This is a genomic window from Deltaproteobacteria bacterium, assembly GCA_018668695.1.
Classification (GTDB): domain Bacteria; phylum Myxococcota; class XYA12-FULL-58-9; order XYA12-FULL-58-9; family JABJBS01; genus JABJBS01.
On record JABJBS010000028.1, the window covers coordinates 1 to 15,293 of the forward strand.

General features: G+C 50.9%; 14 protein-coding genes and 1 pseudogene. 8 read left to right on the top strand and 7 right to left on the bottom strand.

The window, feature by feature from the left end; all coding sequences use genetic code 11:
• Nucleotides 1–565 (bottom strand): DUF1688 family protein (locus tag HOK28_01255; GenBank protein ID MBT6431686.1); only part of this gene is annotated, 565 nt, incomplete at its 3' end.
• Nucleotides 558–3,302, bottom strand: a pseudogene (locus HOK28_01260) (GTP cyclohydrolase II). The gene HOK28_01255 and the pseudogene HOK28_01260, both read right to left, overlap by 8 nt.
• Nucleotides 3,303–3,593: 291 nt before the next feature.
• Between HOK28_01260 and HOK28_01265 the strand changes: the two are divergent.
• The 3 genes from HOK28_01265 (at nt 3,594) to HOK28_01275 (ending at nt 7,462) form a co-directional block, all read left to right on the top strand.
• Nucleotides 3,594–5,225, top strand: coding sequence for a hypothetical protein (locus tag HOK28_01265; GenBank protein MBT6431687.1), 1,632 nt, complete (start codon nt 3,594–3,596; stop codon nt 5,223–5,225).
• A 165-nt stretch (nt 5,226–5,390) separates the two neighbouring features.
• Nucleotides 5,391–6,179 carry a hypothetical protein gene (locus tag HOK28_01270; GenBank protein MBT6431688.1) on the top strand — a complete coding sequence of 263 codons (789 nt, stop codon included), beginning with the start codon at nt 5,391–5,393 and terminating at the stop codon, nt 6,177–6,179.
• Between the two features lie 230 nt (nt 6,180–6,409).
• Nucleotides 6,410–7,462, top strand: coding sequence for a glutamine synthetase (locus HOK28_01275; GenBank protein MBT6431689.1), 1,053 nt, complete (start codon nt 6,410–6,412; stop codon nt 7,460–7,462).
• 65 nt (nt 7,463–7,527) lie between these two features.
• Here HOK28_01275 and HOK28_01280 read toward each other — a convergent pair whose 3' ends face one another.
• Nucleotides 7,528–8,472: an ornithine cyclodeaminase family protein gene (locus tag HOK28_01280; GenBank protein MBT6431690.1), complete on the bottom strand. Its 945-nt coding sequence runs from the start codon at nt 8,470–8,472 to the stop codon at nt 7,528–7,530.
• A complete protein-coding gene (locus tag HOK28_01285; GenBank protein ID MBT6431691.1) occupies nt 8,469–9,425 on the bottom strand; it encodes a threonine/serine dehydratase in 957 nt (318 codons plus the stop codon). Before HOK28_01285 ends, HOK28_01280 begins: the two co-directional genes overlap by 4 nt.
• 138 nt (nt 9,426–9,563) lie before the next feature.
• On the opposite strand from HOK28_01285, the gene HOK28_01290 reads away from it, so the two are divergent.
• Entirely contained in the window at nt 9,564–10,370 is an 807-nt protein-coding gene (locus HOK28_01290) for a hypothetical protein (protein MBT6431692.1), read from the top strand.
• Nucleotides 10,371–10,418: 48 nt separating this feature from the next.
• Nucleotides 10,419–11,042 (top strand): sel1 repeat family protein, encoded by a 624-nt coding sequence (locus tag HOK28_01295; GenBank protein MBT6431693.1) that lies wholly within the window; start codon nt 10,419–10,421, stop codon nt 11,040–11,042.
• Here the strand turns inward: HOK28_01295 and HOK28_01300 are convergent.
• Complete coding sequence (locus HOK28_01300; GenBank protein MBT6431694.1) at nt 11,039–11,671, bottom strand: LysE family transporter; 633 nt, start codon at nt 11,669–11,671, stop codon at nt 11,039–11,041. The genes HOK28_01295 and HOK28_01300 overlap by 4 nt on opposite strands.
• 56 nt (nt 11,672–11,727) lie before the next feature.
• Nucleotides 11,728–12,066 (bottom strand): PilZ domain-containing protein, encoded by a 339-nt coding sequence (locus HOK28_01305; GenBank protein ID MBT6431695.1) that lies wholly within the window; start codon nt 12,064–12,066, stop codon nt 11,728–11,730.
• Between the two features lie 61 nt (nt 12,067–12,127).
• Here HOK28_01305 and amrA point away from each other — a divergent pair, with 61 nt between their 5' ends.
• Nucleotides 12,128–12,709, top strand: coding sequence for an AmmeMemoRadiSam system protein A (amrA, locus tag HOK28_01310; GenBank protein ID MBT6431696.1), 582 nt, complete (start codon nt 12,128–12,130; stop codon nt 12,707–12,709).
• On the opposite strand, the gene HOK28_01315 is transcribed toward amrA, so the two are convergent.
• Nucleotides 12,706–13,095, bottom strand: a complete 390-nt coding sequence (locus HOK28_01315) for a response regulator (protein ID MBT6431697.1) — start codon at nt 13,093–13,095, stop codon at nt 12,706–12,708. The genes amrA and HOK28_01315 overlap by 4 nt on opposite strands.
• A gap of 144 nt (nt 13,096–13,239) precedes the next feature.
• Here HOK28_01315 and HOK28_01320 point away from each other — a divergent pair, with 144 nt between their 5' ends.
• Nucleotides 13,240–13,755, top strand: coding sequence for a hypothetical protein (locus HOK28_01320; protein MBT6431698.1), 516 nt, complete (start codon nt 13,240–13,242; stop codon nt 13,753–13,755).
• A gap of 5 nt (nt 13,756–13,760) precedes the next feature.
• Entirely contained in the window at nt 13,761–15,137 is a 1,377-nt protein-coding gene (locus tag HOK28_01325; protein ID MBT6431699.1) for a hypothetical protein, read from the top strand.
• Nucleotides 15,138–15,293: the final 156 nt, after the last annotated feature.

The following is a 15,293-nucleotide window of genomic DNA, read 5'->3' on the forward strand; positions in this document are numbered from 1 at the left end:
CTTCAACTCCCACAAGCGGATTGTCATCGCTTACCTGAAAACCAGCTTCGAGTGTTTGTTTGGAAAGACCCATTAACCCTACTGCGTCAACACGCAACGGCTGTGAGGGGTCAGATGAAAAAGCTCCTTGGAAGAACATATTAAAACTCGCAACGGCAAGTCCCTCAGAGCGCCCAATCTTCAACTGACCATCGGTATACGCCCAATCGGGTCCCGCTCCTGCATCCAACAACACGGAAACGATGACGAGGTCCAACTTAGCCTTTGCTTGCTCCTCGGTATCAAGCCCCTCGAGGGCACCATTGAGCACCGATACTCTATCTCGGCCCCCTGCTTGAAAATGCCCCCAACGTGAATGAAACGGGATGTCCAATTCGGGGTAATTTTCTAAGGTAACATCCTTCACATAATTTGCGACCTCATCGAGCTTATCGTCGTTAATCGCAAAATGAGTCGCACCTTCTTGTGCCCTTTTATAAATTTTAGCAGCGCACTCACGAATGGCGCGTGGTGACAAAATAAAGTCGACAAATTCCGGTTCATGCTCAAACCCTTGCTCAGTCATCAAGCTCTCTCCCCTTCACATTCTCGAGTTCGCCCTCAGCTTTAACTTCGCCTTCGGTGTAATACCCCGCTGCTTTTTTTGCTTCCATCTCAACCTGAGCATCCCCCGGGATACGCTCGGGTGGGATAGCAACGCGCTCAACAATCTCGATGCCAGAATTTTCAATGGCATCATACTTCATATCGCTCATAGAAAGCAGCCGGTCTATCTTCGTTACGCCGAGCCAATGAAGAACATCGGGCATAAGTTCTTGAAAGCGCATGTCTTCAACGCCAGCTACACATTCAGTGCGCTCGAAATAGGTGGCAGCTGAGTCACCGCCCTCTTGACGCTTACGTGCATTATAAACCAGAAACTTTGTGACTTCGCCGAGGGCTCTACCTTCTTTACGAAAATAGACCACCATCCCAACGCCGCCTTCTTGTGCTGTTCTCACCGCTTCTTCGATACCGTGAACAAGGTAGGGACGACAGGTGCAGATATCTGAACCAAATACATCCGAACCGTTGCACTCGTCATGCACCCGGACACAAAGCTTCTTATCTGGATTCCCGATGTCTTTAGGATCTCCAAAAATATAGGCTGTAGTACTTCCAATAGGTGGCAAAAGAACTTTCAAGTCTGGGCGGGTTACAAGCTCGGGGAACATGCCCCCGGTTTCTTGAAACAATACTCTTCGAAGTTCGCCTTCATCAACGCCAATGCGCTTGGCTATTCCAGGCAGATACCACACCGGCTCAACCGCAGCTTTGGTAATGGTTACATCGCCCTGCTCCGTCACAACTTTGCCATCGACCTTGATCTCCCCATCTTCAATAAAGCGAGCTATCTCTGGCATATTGATATGACCACGCGTGATCGCAATCGTAGGCCGTATATCGTAACCCTTCTTATAATCTTCTGCATAAATTTTATGAACGTGGGCGCCCCATGGATCGAGAGATACGATTTTCTCAGGGTCGCTCCAAGACGGAAAAGGTCCAATGTCCCAAACCGGTGCAGTATTTGTTAAATCAGGCTTATGGTCAGCATCCATGGCTCCCGCGGCAGTGGATAGAGCCCTGTAAACCGCATAGCTTCCGCTGTGTGTACCGATCGCATTTCGATGCTTCATGTTCGTAAGTGATGCGACAACCGGACCCCGTTTAGTTGGCTCGGCATGACCCCACTCGATTTCGGGTGACTCACTAAAAATGTGACCCGGGTGTGATGTTAAAACAACGTGTGAAGAACCATATATTGTTGCCATGCTATCCTCTTAACTCATCCAGTTACGTGCCGATTCAATCGACCACTTTGTCGTTAGCTTTTTCTGATTGGACCAAAAGTCGAGGCTGCCTGCACCCGTGATATCACCCTGGCCAAACTTAGAGGCTTGGATGCCTCCAAAAGAAAACGGTTCACGTGGAACAGGTACACCTATGTTCACACCAACCATGCCCGCTTGGGCTTCTTGCGCAAATCGCTCTGCTACAGCACCGCTTTGTGTAAATACCGAAGCGGCATTGCCATATTCGCTACCATTCTCAATCTCCAAAGCTTCGCTTAGATTTTCACAGCGTATAATCGTAAGCACAGGTCCGAAAAGCTCTGTCTGTGATACCTCAGCATCTCGCGAGACTTCATCGAGTATCGTTGGCGCAAACCAAAACCCATTTTTATAATCCGTCGGAGCCTGAGGCCGCCTGCCATCCAAAAGAATTTTTGTTCCCGCTGACTCTGCTTTATCAACCGCCTGGTTGAGCTTATCGACAGACTCTTGCGTAATGATAGCGCCCATGTTGTCGGAAAGTTTCAAGCCAGCTGCGCGCTCTTTTATCTGAGAGAGAATATGCTCGGTATCACCCACGGCGAGTAACACACTGGCCGCCATACAACGTTGACCTGCACAACCGGTAAATGAAGCCACAATGCCATCCGCTGCCATCTCCGGATTGGCGTCGGGCATTAGAACAATATGGTTCTTCGCGCCTCCAAGAGCCAAGACTCTTTTGTGACTTGCTGAACCCCTCGCATAAACCTGCTTCGCGACTGCCGTAGAACCCACAAATGCCGCGGCAGAGATTCCCGGTGCATCCAATATCGCTTCTACTGTTTCCCGGCCACCCTGAACAATATTCAAAACACCTGCCGGCAGACCTGCTTCGGCAAATGCTTGCGCCAGCAGCTTCGAGGTAATTGGCGTTTTCTCAGAGGGTTTCCAGATGAAAGCATTTCCTAAAGTCAGAGCAATGGGCATCATCCACATAGGAACCATTGCTGGAAAATTAAAAGGCGTAATCCCTGCAACCACCCCAAGCGGCTCCCGTCGGTACTCACACCAGACGCCAGTCGACACTTCCATGCGCCCACCACTATCGACGTTTTGTAAGCTTAATGCGTATTCCAGAACCTCTATGCCTTTGAATAATCCAGCCTTCGATTCTCCAAAAGTCTTTCCGCTCTCGGCGCTCACCACATGGCTTATCGCGTCACATTCACGCAGTAAGATCTCACGGGCACGAAACATCACCGCACATCGTTCCTTGATAGATAACGCCGCCCAGCCTTTGGCTGCTTCTTGAGAATTCTCAATGCAGTCGGTCAAATCTTCAGCAGTGCTTGCTTGGAGGCTTCCAATGGTTGCGCCGGTAATAGGCGACTGAATTTCGATAGCGTCGCCACTGCCCTTACGCCAGTCTCCACCGATCCAGTTTTCACACTGTACCTGCTCTTTGGGAATCGATACCCGTACCATGCCTGACCTCCTACTAAGTTCGGCAAAACAGGCACAGTAACAAACAACGGGGGCGAATAAAAGAAATAGAAACAAGGTCCAAGGCCCACCACTGACGCGGTGCAACAATTACGACTTGAGTACTTATCATCGGCTAATCACTTGATATCAGGTGACACGGTTCTTGGGACGGATCAAAAACCTTACAATTATAATAAAAAGCAATTGACGAATTGAGTCGCGGATTGCGAATGTGTTCCAACGTCGCGCAGTTTACTGCAAACGAAAAACCCCTCCCCGGGAGCATACAAAATGGATCAATGGATAGCACCTCATCGTATCGGTGCGTGCACTGCTTTAACCTTTTTTCGAAGCGTCGTCATCGCGACGTCGTTATTTATCCTTAGCGGATGCGGTCAGCCTCACACGTCACCAATGGCTTCGGCCACAGTAGACTCAATTCTCATCACGCCCGTCCAACCGTGGGTGGAAGTTGGCGAGAATATTTTACTCAAAGCCACCGCCGTTTTCTCCGATGGAACCATCACCAGCCTCAACGAGTGGCTTGAGTGGCAAAGCTCCAACACAGACATCGCTACAATTGATCCCATGGGTAATGTTGTCGGACGGGCTTCAGGTACCACGATGATTACGGTTACCGAGCTCAACTTGGGGATAACCGGCACCGCGACTTTGAGTGTTCAATCTGCGAATGACAACGGTCCTGACGATCCCGAAGAACCCACAGGCCCGGTTCTTACTCATGTTACGATTACTCCAAGCAACCCGCTTCTCTCCCTCAACCAAACAGTCCAACTGAACCTGCTTGGCCACTATGACGACTCCACGACCGCAACCATCCAAAACGGTATTGAGTGGTCATCAGCGAATGAAAATGTCGCCACCGTAGATGACACAGGTATCTTAACCAGCAGGCAAGCCGGAACCAGCCTGATCACAGCGACCGTACTTGGCCTTAGCGCCACCACAGCTGCACGCGTAGAAAGCAACGAACCAACTCTGGTTTCGGTCAGCATTTCACCCGAAAATCCATCTGTGGGCCTAGGCGAGACACTCCAACTCACCGTACGCGGCACTTTCTCTGACGGAACCGAAAGCTTTCTAAGTGAAGGACTGGTTTGGAACTCCAGCACGTCCTCTCTTGCAAGCATCTCAAACACCGGCCTCTTATCTGCACTCTCAGCAGGTGCTGTGCTTATTGAGGTCAACCATACTGCAACGTCACTCTCAGACAATGTCACCATTGTAATCACCAGCCAACAACTGACCGGGACTGGTTCAAGCAATGACCCATGGGTTATCTCGGCTCCTCTAAGTGACCAACGCAGCGTCGACGACGGCGCATCACAGTACTATGCTATCCCCGTCCATCCGTCCGCGAAATATAATGTTCACCTACGCTCAATGACTGCTGATTTAGGCCTGTGGGTTTATGGAGACGACGAAACCTACAACATCAGCAATCCAACTTGTTCATCGCTTCACGGAGGCAACGACGACGAAATATGTAGCTTCCAAGAGGCTGAGCAAGGGACACTTTTCGTACGCGTAAGCGGCATTTTAAGTGAAAGCCCAAGCTCCTACACGCTTGTGGTAGAACCGATGCCCATCGAAGAGCTATCAGGTACTCCGGTATCAGTAGTGCATAGTACAGAGGTCAAGGAGTGGCTCATCTACAAGGTGAATGTGACCCCATTTCAATCTTACCGCGTTTCTATTTCAGGACTTGACGGAGATGCCGATTTACATGTGTCCGATAATGACTCAACGTTTGCAACGACTCTTTGCCAATCAGAGTTAAGCGGGGAACTTGAGGAAACGTGTAATGGCGTAACACCGACCACGGGTAGCCTCTACGTTGGCGTCGACGCAACCAAGAGCTGGATTGGCACCTCCTTTAATCTCAGTGTGGATGAGCAATAACCAGCATTGACTCCTATGTTCTTCGTTTCCTGCAATCTGTAATGGTGTGCCCCTGAACAATTCTTTATGATGTGACTAAGCATCACACTGACACCATTTATAGAAATAGAGGCTAAGTTGACCGCAGGTCTTCTGCACTTATTCTAGGAGAGGCTTTAGAGGGGCATGATCCGTGAGATTGACATCGACCCAACTGCGCCCATTATTCTGCTGGCAGTAGCTCGGTCCGGGTCGTCACTTCTTCGCAGTCTTCTCACGGTGCACCCCGAGGTTAGATTACTCGAATCTAGTCTTATCAGCGCCATGCTTAAGGCCTACCCGGAGCTTAGTGAGCCTCAAAGCCATACCAACCCTGACTTGATTTCCGCCGCACAACGCTCCCTCGTGAATGCTTTTTATGATGCATCGATGGAAGACCCCGATATGGGACTACTCCATAAGAAACGAGTCACCCGCTGGGGGTTTACTGTTCACCAAATCGAGCACCCATCCAGCCTTCAACTTCTGCATCAAGGCTTCCCCAATGCTATATGGCTTCATTTGGTGCGCGATGGCCGCGCAGTCGCAGCATCGTGGCTCGACAACTGGGAGCTTGCCACCGGCCTACCACCACCTGCGTGCCTCAAATCCGCGGCTGAAATCTGGGCGAGGTCTGTTTTGAATGTTGAGAACGGTCCTGAGCACCACCGGATCAAACTCGAAGATCTTACATCTACGAAGAAAAGAGCCCCATGCTTTGAAGACCTGATGGGCTACCTCGGCATCGAGATTTCACCCCGTCAGACTGCATTCTTGAAATCCTGGCCGGCTATCAACACATCCCGAAGGGGTGAAAATCTTGCTAAACGAACATTTTCAGCCGACCAAAGATCGGTTTTTCGTGAAGCGACTGGCCTTGAAAATGCTCTGGATTTTTTTGGATACAACATTTTTGTAGATTCCCAGGACCCCTAAACTACATTTCGGTATTTTCTGCGTATTCCACCGCGTCAATTTCAGTTTGCACGCACTCGCTTTCATGATAACGCACTACGTCGGAGAATGAACCGATGGTGTTGGGGAACATGCTAAAAGACAATTCAGCCGAGTTGATGCATGCTAACTTTCCCAATCCCAAAAGCTCGAGATTCGTAAAACACGCCCTAAATTGGGCCACTTATTTGGTGTAAAACAAGGAGAACAACATGGCAGTTGTTGCGGAGTATATCTGGATTGACGGCGGTGACCCCGTTGCGCAAGTTCGTTCAAAAACCAAGTGCATGGTGGGTGTAGATATTGCCACCAGTGATGATGGTTCTATTGATCCAGGTCAGTTTCCTGACTGGGGCTTCGACGGATCATCAACAGGACAAGCGCCTGGCGATTTATCTGACTGTAAGCTACGCGCTGCTCGCGTCGTAATGGATCCAATCCGCGGCGGCGACTCTTACCTCGTCCTTTGCGAAGTTCTGATTCCTTCAACCAATGAGCCTCACCCGACCAATCAGCGTGCTGAACTGGTACGCGTTATGGATGCAGGCGGCCGTGATGCCGATGCATGGGTTGGTATCGAACAAGAATATACATTCTTCGACGGTTCTGCTCCTCTCGGTTTCCCAAGTGAGCGACGCTTCCCTGCAGCACAAGGTCCATACTACTGCGGCGTTGGCGCTGATGAAGTATTCGGCCGTGATGTTGTTGAAGCACACATGTTTGCTTGCCTCGATGCAGGTATTGCACTCGTGGGTATCAACGCGGAAGTTATGCCTGGCCAGTGGGAATTCCAAATCGGTGGCCCTGACTGTGACCCACTACTCGTAGCGGATCACCTCTGGCTTGCTCGTTGGCTTCTCTATCGCATCGGTGAAGATGTTGGCATCACTGCCACTCTTGATGCGAAGCCTGTTCCTGGTGACTGGAACGGCGCTGGCGCCCACACCAACTTCTCAACTGCAGCTATGCGTGCAGAAGGCGGCATCAAGCACATTCATGCTGCTTGTGAAGCACTCGCTAAGCGTATTCCTGAGCACCTCGCTGTTTACGGTGATGGATTTCAGGCTCGCCTGACAGGACGCCATGAAACATGCCGTTTTGATGAGTTCAAGTATGGTGCCGGTGACCGTACTGCTTCTGTCCGTATTCCTGCGGACGTTGCAGAACAAGGCAAAGGTTACCTCGAAGACCGTCGTCCATGTGCAAACATCGACCCCTATGAAGTAGGTCGTGTTTTGCTTCAGACTATTCTCAACATAGACTGATTCGAGAAATAATAGATTTCTTAAAAGGCCTCAGCTCAGCTGGGGCCTTTTTTTGTCCAAAAAATCTAAACGTTTTTGAAGACAGCTGTCGCTATTGCCAAATCTTGAACAGCAACACCGGTTAAGTCGGCAATTGTAATCTCGTCCTCGGCCATCCGGCCCTGCGAGCGGCCACCCATAACATTACCCAGCTCAACCACCGAAGATCTGTCTATGTCGCCCGCCTCCACCGCACGGTAAATCTCACCCCGCGACTCACTCTGCGCTAAACTATCGGCAACAACACGAGCCTTGGAAAGAATCTTAGAGTCTAATTCCTGCTTATCCGCAGTATCAGAGCCAACCGCCGTAATGTGGGTGCCGGGCTGAATCCAGTCGGCACTTAAGAGAGGCTCACGGGACGGTGTCGTCGTGATGATAAGGTTAGCGTTCAAGGCAACATCGCGAGGATGACCCACAACCGTTGCATTAAAACCCATCTTAGCAATCTCTTCGCACAATGAGACCGCATGCTCCTCGGTACGGTTCCAGACCACGACCTTACGGCACGCACTGACTTCTGCTAAGTACTTAAGCTGCATTCTGGCCTGAATCCCTGCTCCTAAAACTCCAATCGCTTGAACCTCTTTAGGAGCTAAATGCTTGGCCGCCGCAGCACCTGCCGCACCCGTACGAATATCGGTGAGTTTACCCTCATCCAATAAAATAGTTGCAGGCACACCTGTTGCTTGGTCAAACAAAAGCATCATTCCCTGACAAGAAGAAAGTCCCAGCTTGGGATTATTGTAAAAACCCGAAGCAATCTTAACAACGTAGTGGCTGCCCTCTTTCAAGTAACCATACTTTATATGAACATCGCCCGGTGGCTTTTCAAACGTGAGTTCTCCTACCGGAGGAATGACTGCCAGCCCTTGAGAAAATGCATCAAACGCAGCTTCCATTGCGCCCACGACGTCGAGACCGACCAGCTTCTTTTCAATCTCTGGCCAAGCTAATACTTTCGTGCTCATTTGATCACTCCACTGAGTTTCTCAAGGCTAATATTCGCGCCGCAAACGACAATAGCTACCCGCTTACCTTTGTAGTCTTTTGCAACTTGGAGAAAACCAGCAAGGGCAACTCCGGCTGCTCCCTCGATCATCATTCGGTGTTTCTCCATGAAAGTTCTCATCGCTTCAGCAATCGCATCTTCGGAAACCAATAGGCTTCGATCCACAACCTGCGCGCACACTTCATACGTAATCGCCCCGAGTTCTACGCCGCCAGCTGTTCCATCTGAAAGTGTATCAAAGCATGGCACGTCTATGATTTTCCCTGCCTCGAGACATTCGTGCATGGCGGGTGATTGCTCAGGCGAGACGGCTACAATTTCAACGTCGCCGAGCGTCTCTTTCAAGTAAGTGCCCATCCCACCAATCAGCCCCCCTCCGCCAAGAGATACAAAAACCGCATCCACAGTTTCCAGCCTTCGATGCAACTCAACCCCAACAGTACCCTGCCCCGCCATGACAGTTTCATCGTTATAAGGTGAGATATAAATTCGGCCTGTTTCCTCAGCACGGGCACGCGCCCTGGCTTCAGTCTCTACGCAGTCGTCTCCGAATAGCTCGACCTGAGCGCCATAGCTTTTAATCACAGCAATCTTAGCCGGCGAAGCTGATTTGGGAACGTATACTTCCGCATCAACGCCCAACGCATTACTTCCATAGGCAACCGCCGCTCCGTGGTTACCACTGGACGCTGTAACGACTCCCAATTCCCGTTCACCCGCAGTGAGAGAGGTTAGCTTGTTTAATGCTCCCCTCGCCTTAAACGAACCTGTGATTTGAAAATTTTCAAGTTTAAGAAACACATCCCCATCACTGCAGCTACTTAACCAAGCGGAACGCTCTACCGGGGTCTCCCGCAAGTAAGGTGCTATTCGCTTCGACGACTCTTCGATGATTGTACGTTTTGTTCCCATGAGGCTCATTTCCATAGATTTCTGGTTCATTTCAATCAAATTCTGCTGCAATATTCGGGTAATCCAACTGGTACGCACTTGACGGTTCCGAGCTGTCCCGTTAGGCCTCTGATGGGACTGGGGACATGGAGAACTGTTATGCGTATCGAGCCGGCCCAATCTTCCACCTTGCGAGCCCAACGTAAAGCCTACAACAAGGTCAATCAGGGTTTCGCAAAATTATCTTCCGGTAAAAAGCTCAATCAGAGCGCTGATAACCCCGTAGCCTTGGCCATTTATAAACAGCTTGAAGCTCAGGAACTCAGTATTAGCCAAGCCTCTCGCAACACAGGTGCCGGCATGGATATCGCTCGAACGATGGACGGCGCGCTCTCTCAGCAGACAATCATCCTGAGCCGCATGCGCGAATTAAGCTTGGCCGCTGGAAACGGCACGATGAACCAGGATCAACGTGATATGATTTCGCAAGAGTTCAACAGCCTTCGTGCCGATCTAGACCGAGTAGCCAATACGACCAGCCAGAGTCGCCAGCCTCTGCTTCAAGGAGGGTCCGTCGAACTCCAAGTTGGTACCCATGCCGGCGGGGCCAACCAAGTCACTCTTTCGATTCCAGACGGGACGACAGCCAACCTTGGCGTGAGCGCTACCCAAGTATCAACGAGCGCCGATGCTTGGGCCGCCATCGATGACATCGACACGGCTATTCAAACCTTGAATACACAACGCGCTAATATTGGCTCCACTGAAAACCGTTTGATGGCCGCACAATCAAACCTGCATCAGAGCCGTCAAAGCCATAGCGCTGCCAAATCTCGCATCGGCGATACCGATTTTGCCCAAGAGTCCACAGCTCTAAGCCGGCAACGGTTCAGGCTTTTCGCAGCTTTGAAAATGCAACAAATCGAGAACAATCAAAAAGGCAGTGTCTTGAGCCTCATGGCTTAAACACAGAGTCTTTCATTTAAAAATGCCTTAGGATAATCTTCTATCAGTATGCCATTTCAAATTCGTTCAAAGCTCGTTGCTCTGCTCTTATGGAGCACACTCATCGTTTTTAACATCGGCTGTACGCCCATGAAGTCTCCACCTGATTGGCGTTACTTCGACCTATCCACCAACGAAGTCACCGTGGGCAAAGGGCGCGGCCAAGGTAAAGCCATCGCCGCACCAGAGCTGGCCAAGCAATACTTAGAGGCATGCCAAGACGGTTCGGGACCCGCCTGTCATAGGCTAGGAACTCTGCACGTTGGCGGCATTGGCGTGACTCGAAACGAAAATAGAGCCAAAGAACTCTTTATCCAATCTTGTAAACTTAAAGACGGCCGGGGCTGCTATGCCAAAGAGAACGGGCCCAACAGGCAAGACCCAAGATTCATTCCGGTTATGGGATCTTGGTGCAATGAAGGGATAGTCGATGGCTGCGTTCGGCTGGCCATCGCATTCGAAGAGGGTGAACCGAGGCAACATATCCCGGTAGATCTTGAGCGCGCTATTGAGCTTTACCGTGCGGCCTGCGCGCTTCAACACCGGCCATCTTGCGAACACATGATGGATGTTGCCCGTGATCTGGATGCCAAAAAAAGTCCTGAAAATAAAACTCAAAAGACAAAAGACTAAACGAGCAATCGCTCTACTCCATCGACCAACATCACCACTGCAAATAGAAGCAACGCCACCGACAGAATTCGCATGACGGTTCGGTAAGGAGGGCCCAAGAGCCATTCGCGAAAGTGTTGAGTAATCAACGCCAGAGCAAGCTTGGCCCCCACTAAGCAAACAAAGAATCCTACGAGAAAACTTGTGAGATACCATCCACCCTTGGCCAAAGCACGAGCCACCAATGGACCACCCACCATAAACCAAAACACATAAGGGTGTGGGTTCACCAGATTCACCGCGATGCTCTTGACGATTGAGCGAGGCTCGCCGCCCTCTTCAACAGATGGAATTTGAGCGTGGTAAGCGTCCCAAGCCAAATAGGTTACCACCAATGCGCCAAGGACCGACAAAGCACCGAGGACACCGTCCATGCCCGCAGCCACGCTTACCAAAAACCCTGCTGCCAACACCAACGGACCGTCGGTGAGGATTGGCGCCAAAGCTACCAACATGCCCTCACGAGCACCGAACCGTAACGTCTGAGATATGACAAGTGCCGTGAGCGGTCCGGGCGATAAACCACCGCTCAGACCCAACAAGATACCGCTGGTCATAAAATATAGAAATGTATCAGCTTCAGGGGTCATGATACCAACTCTCGGAGCAAGAGTTGTTCGAGAGCCGTGCAATCGTCAAGGGTAAATCAGAGGTACTCAAGCTCATCATTGATAAAATCAAAAATAGCTTCCTCGAGTGCCGTACCTTCAATCTCGTCAAACCGGATGCCCACACCTGTTGAGGCCACACGAACCACAGTGCATGCGCCATCGTAAGGCAAGGAATTGATCACCACGGTCATGAAGCCCGACTGGTCAATCAACCCTGCTTCAACAGCCTCCGGGAGATCAATTAAAACCCCTCCCATACTCAGATTCCGGGTTACACCTTCGTATTCATTGTCGCCAATCACAAGTTGATATGGGAATTCACCTTCATGCCGCCCTGTATCGCGGCGCTCTCGTGGATCTTCCTCAACGCTCATAACTCAACCTCCTAAGATATCTTACCCGTTTTTAGGTCAGGGCCAAACCCCAAGAGTTGGCTTGCTGACCATATTCGTCCTAAGCTTCACCATGACCAACCCAGCTAATACAGAGGCTTATCGCCTTCTACTGGAAACCGCCCGTCTAGCCATTGAGCAATATCTCACGGGGCAACCCCTCAATGTACCTGCACTGGATACAAACTTAAACACCAGCCAAGGCGTATTCGTAACGCTCTGGGAGCCGTCTAAAAAGCTGCGGGGCTGTATCGGGCGCACCCAAGGAATTACCCCTACCCTCACCCAAGAAGTCGCAGAATGCGCCATCATGGCAGCGACCCGCGATACCCGGTTCACGCCACTTCGAGACACCCTAGAGCTACAAAACCTTTCGATTGAGCTCAGTCTCTTAATGCCTTTGGAAGAAATCAGCAGTACTGCATCTCTCGATCCGCATCGCTATGGTGTGGTGGTCATGGCCGGCTCAAAGCGTGGTCTTCTACTTCCCAACGTCGATGGTATCGAGACGGTGGAGAAGCAACTACAAATTGCTAAAGAAAAAGGTAAAATCGATGCGCACGAAGAGTGCCAGTTGGCTCGGTTTGAAGTTTTAAAAATAACTGAACAGGATGCACCTGCCTAAGCCTGGGTTGAATCGCTCGGCTCCAAGCAATTCCGAATACCCGCCATCAATGCCGCTTCATCGAACGGCTTTACCACCCAAGCCGTTGCTCCCTTTTCACGACCCTCGTCCTGGATGTGATCTGTAGACTCGGTGGTGAGAACAAATATTGGCAGTGCGCCGTACCCATCTAAGGCCCGAAGTTGTGCAAGAAAAGTCAGACCATCCATGACTGGCATATTGATATCGGTAATGACCAAGTCGATGTCATTGCGTTGCTGAGCGAAGTTCAAGGCATCGGCACCGTTGACAGCCTCGACAACTTGGTAGCCATTCTTTTTCAAAGCGCTCGAGAGCTGCAGGCGAATAATCGCCGAATCATCAACAATCATAATGGTATGACTCATATCTTTCCCCTAAATCTCTGAAAACAACTTGAATTTTACACCAATACTGGCCCAATTGCTGCAAATGAGCCTAAAAGGCTTTGACGAAGCACCTTCTAGGGCTTTAGAATCCAGTTCTGGGCCGCCCAGCCCATCGGAAAAGATATGTTTTATAAAGCAAAATTGGCCTCCGTTCTCACGGTGACGCTCCTGGCACTCTATGGGTGCGGTGATGAAACCAGCCCTGCTGATCAGGATCCTACTGACGGTCAGGACAGCACCAACACCGAAGAAACCTTCGTATCGCTCTGCGCTAGCACTCCCGATATTGATGACTACAGCCCTGACTTGGTTCGCACTGGCGACCAATTCAAGCTTACCTTAGTGAGCGCGGCACCAGCACCTTGGGATGTTGGCGACAACATTTGGACGCTTAAAGTCGAAGACCTCCAAGGCAATGCTGTCGAAGACGCGCTCATACGCGTGACACCCTACATGCCAGATCATGGACACGGCGTGTCTCCACCCTACTATGCTGGTGTTACTCAAGGCAGCGGCGGTCTCTACGACATTGAAACATTCAACCTGATTATGCCTGGCTTCTGGGAAATGACCGTCGAAGTTTCAGCTTCCGGAACCTCAGGTGAAGCAATCGCATTTCGGATTTGCGTGGAAGGCTAAAGGGCATGGGCTCGCCCAAACATTTATTATTGGCTCTCATGATGTTGGTCGTTGCCTGTAACGAGCCAGCCGAAGACATCAATGCGTTCGCAACCCGCGACCAACTGATGGACCCGGCAAGCTGTATGCAGTGCCATCCTCAAGCCTACAACGAATGGGCGGGAAGCATGCATGCCTATGCATCCAAGGATCCTGTATTTCTTGCAATGAACGCACGAGGCCAGCGGGAGTCTGGAGGCGAACTCGGTGACTTTTGTGTTCAGTGCCACGCTCCTCTTGCACTTCGAACCGGCGCCACGACCGATGGCTTAAATTTGCCAGATCTCCCCGACCACCTTCAGGGAATCAATTGCTACTTTTGCCACACAGTTGCTGCAGTCGAAGGCACGCACAACAACCCATTGGTTCTGGCCATGGAGCAAGAAGACGTAGCACCCGCTACTGATGTGATGCTCGGCGGAATCCGGTATCCTAACGACAATAGCTTTCACCTATCCGGCTACTCAAAGTTGCTCGACCGCAACGAACTCGAATCTGCCGACCTCTGCGGTACATGTCACGATATCGTCACACCAGGCGGGGTACACGTGGAAAGAACTTACCATGAATGGCAAAATTCAGTCTTCGGTAAAGCTGAAGCGGGTCAGCCTCTAACGTGCAGTCAATGCCACATGCCGGGTGCCAATGGTCTGAGTTCTACCGGGCCTGGAGGTCAAGAACGGAGACTTCATAATCATGCTATGCCTGGGGTTGATATTGCTCTTGATGAATTCCCAGAACGAGAAAGTCAGCGAGCCGCTGTACAAAATTTATTAGACAACACATTGCTCCCTCGAATTTGTGTTGAATCAACCGACTTGGGATCCAGTGTATCGATCACACTTGAAAATATCGCCGCGGGGCACAGCTGGCCAAGCGGAGCTGCTCCAGACCGGCGCGCATGGGTTGAGTTTTCATTTTATGCAGGCGACGAGCTTGTGCTCGCTGCTGGCTCATTCCCAGAAGACGAACCGCTGACGGCCCAGTCCGACCCGTACCTTTGGCGGCTCGGCGACAAGGCTGTAGATGAAAACGGAGATGAAGTTCACTTTTTTTGGCAAGCTGCATCCTATGAAACAGCACTGCTAAAGGCCCCCAAGGACAACTCGCCGTTTAACCACGGTTCACGCCTTACTCACGTGCAGCGCGAATACGACATAGAGCAAACGGTAGATAGAGTGACGATGCGGGTGAAAATTCGTCCCATTGGGTTGGATATCTTGGATGCCTTAATAGAGTCAGGCGATCTCGACCCCGCGATTCGCGCCAAGGTTCCCACCTTCACGTTGCGAAGCACCGATATTGAATGGACACCTGAACAAGGCGAGTGCTTCCCTTGGTAATCAGCGCCGACGCCGCAAGATAGCTACAAACCCTAAAATCCACGCTAGGCTCATCGGCGTTGCCGAACACCCACCCTCGGTCAACGGCTTTTCGGGATCAGGAACCGCCGCCCCCGAGTCCGAAGCATCGGGTAAGTCGCCTTTAGAAATATCTTC

Bases quoted from the DNA above. Each gene is read 5' to 3' on its own strand.
- HOK28_01265 (MBT6431687.1), top strand. From the start codon at position 3,594: ATGGATCAATGGATAGCACCTCATCGTATCGGTGCGTGCACTGCTTTA.
- HOK28_01270 (MBT6431688.1), top strand. From the start codon at position 5,391: ATGATCCGTGAGATTGACATCGACCCAACTGCGCCCATTATTCTGCTG.
- HOK28_01275 (MBT6431689.1), top strand. From the start codon at position 6,410: ATGGCAGTTGTTGCGGAGTATATCTGGATTGACGGCGGTGACCCCGTT.
- HOK28_01280 (MBT6431690.1), bottom strand. From the start codon at position 8,472: ATGAGCACGAAAGTATTAGCTTGGCCAGAGATTGAAAAGAAGCTGGTC.
- HOK28_01285 (MBT6431691.1), bottom strand. From the start codon at position 9,425: ATGGGAACAAAACGTACAATCATCGAAGAGTCGTCGAAGCGAATAGCA.
- HOK28_01290 (MBT6431692.1), top strand. From the start codon at position 9,564: ATGCGTATCGAGCCGGCCCAATCTTCCACCTTGCGAGCCCAACGTAAA.
- HOK28_01295 (MBT6431693.1), top strand. From the start codon at position 10,419: ATGCCATTTCAAATTCGTTCAAAGCTCGTTGCTCTGCTCTTATGGAGC.
- HOK28_01300 (MBT6431694.1), bottom strand. From the start codon at position 11,671: ATGACCCCTGAAGCTGATACATTTCTATATTTTATGACCAGCGGTATC.
- HOK28_01305 (MBT6431695.1), bottom strand. From the start codon at position 12,066: ATGAGCGTTGAGGAAGATCCACGAGAGCGCCGCGATACAGGGCGGCAT.
- HOK28_01315 (MBT6431697.1), bottom strand. From the start codon at position 13,095: ATGAGTCATACCATTATGATTGTTGATGATTCGGCGATTATTCGCCTG.
- HOK28_01320 (MBT6431698.1), top strand. From the start codon at position 13,240: ATGTTTTATAAAGCAAAATTGGCCTCCGTTCTCACGGTGACGCTCCTG.
- HOK28_01325 (MBT6431699.1), top strand. From the start codon at position 13,761: ATGGGCTCGCCCAAACATTTATTATTGGCTCTCATGATGTTGGTCGTT.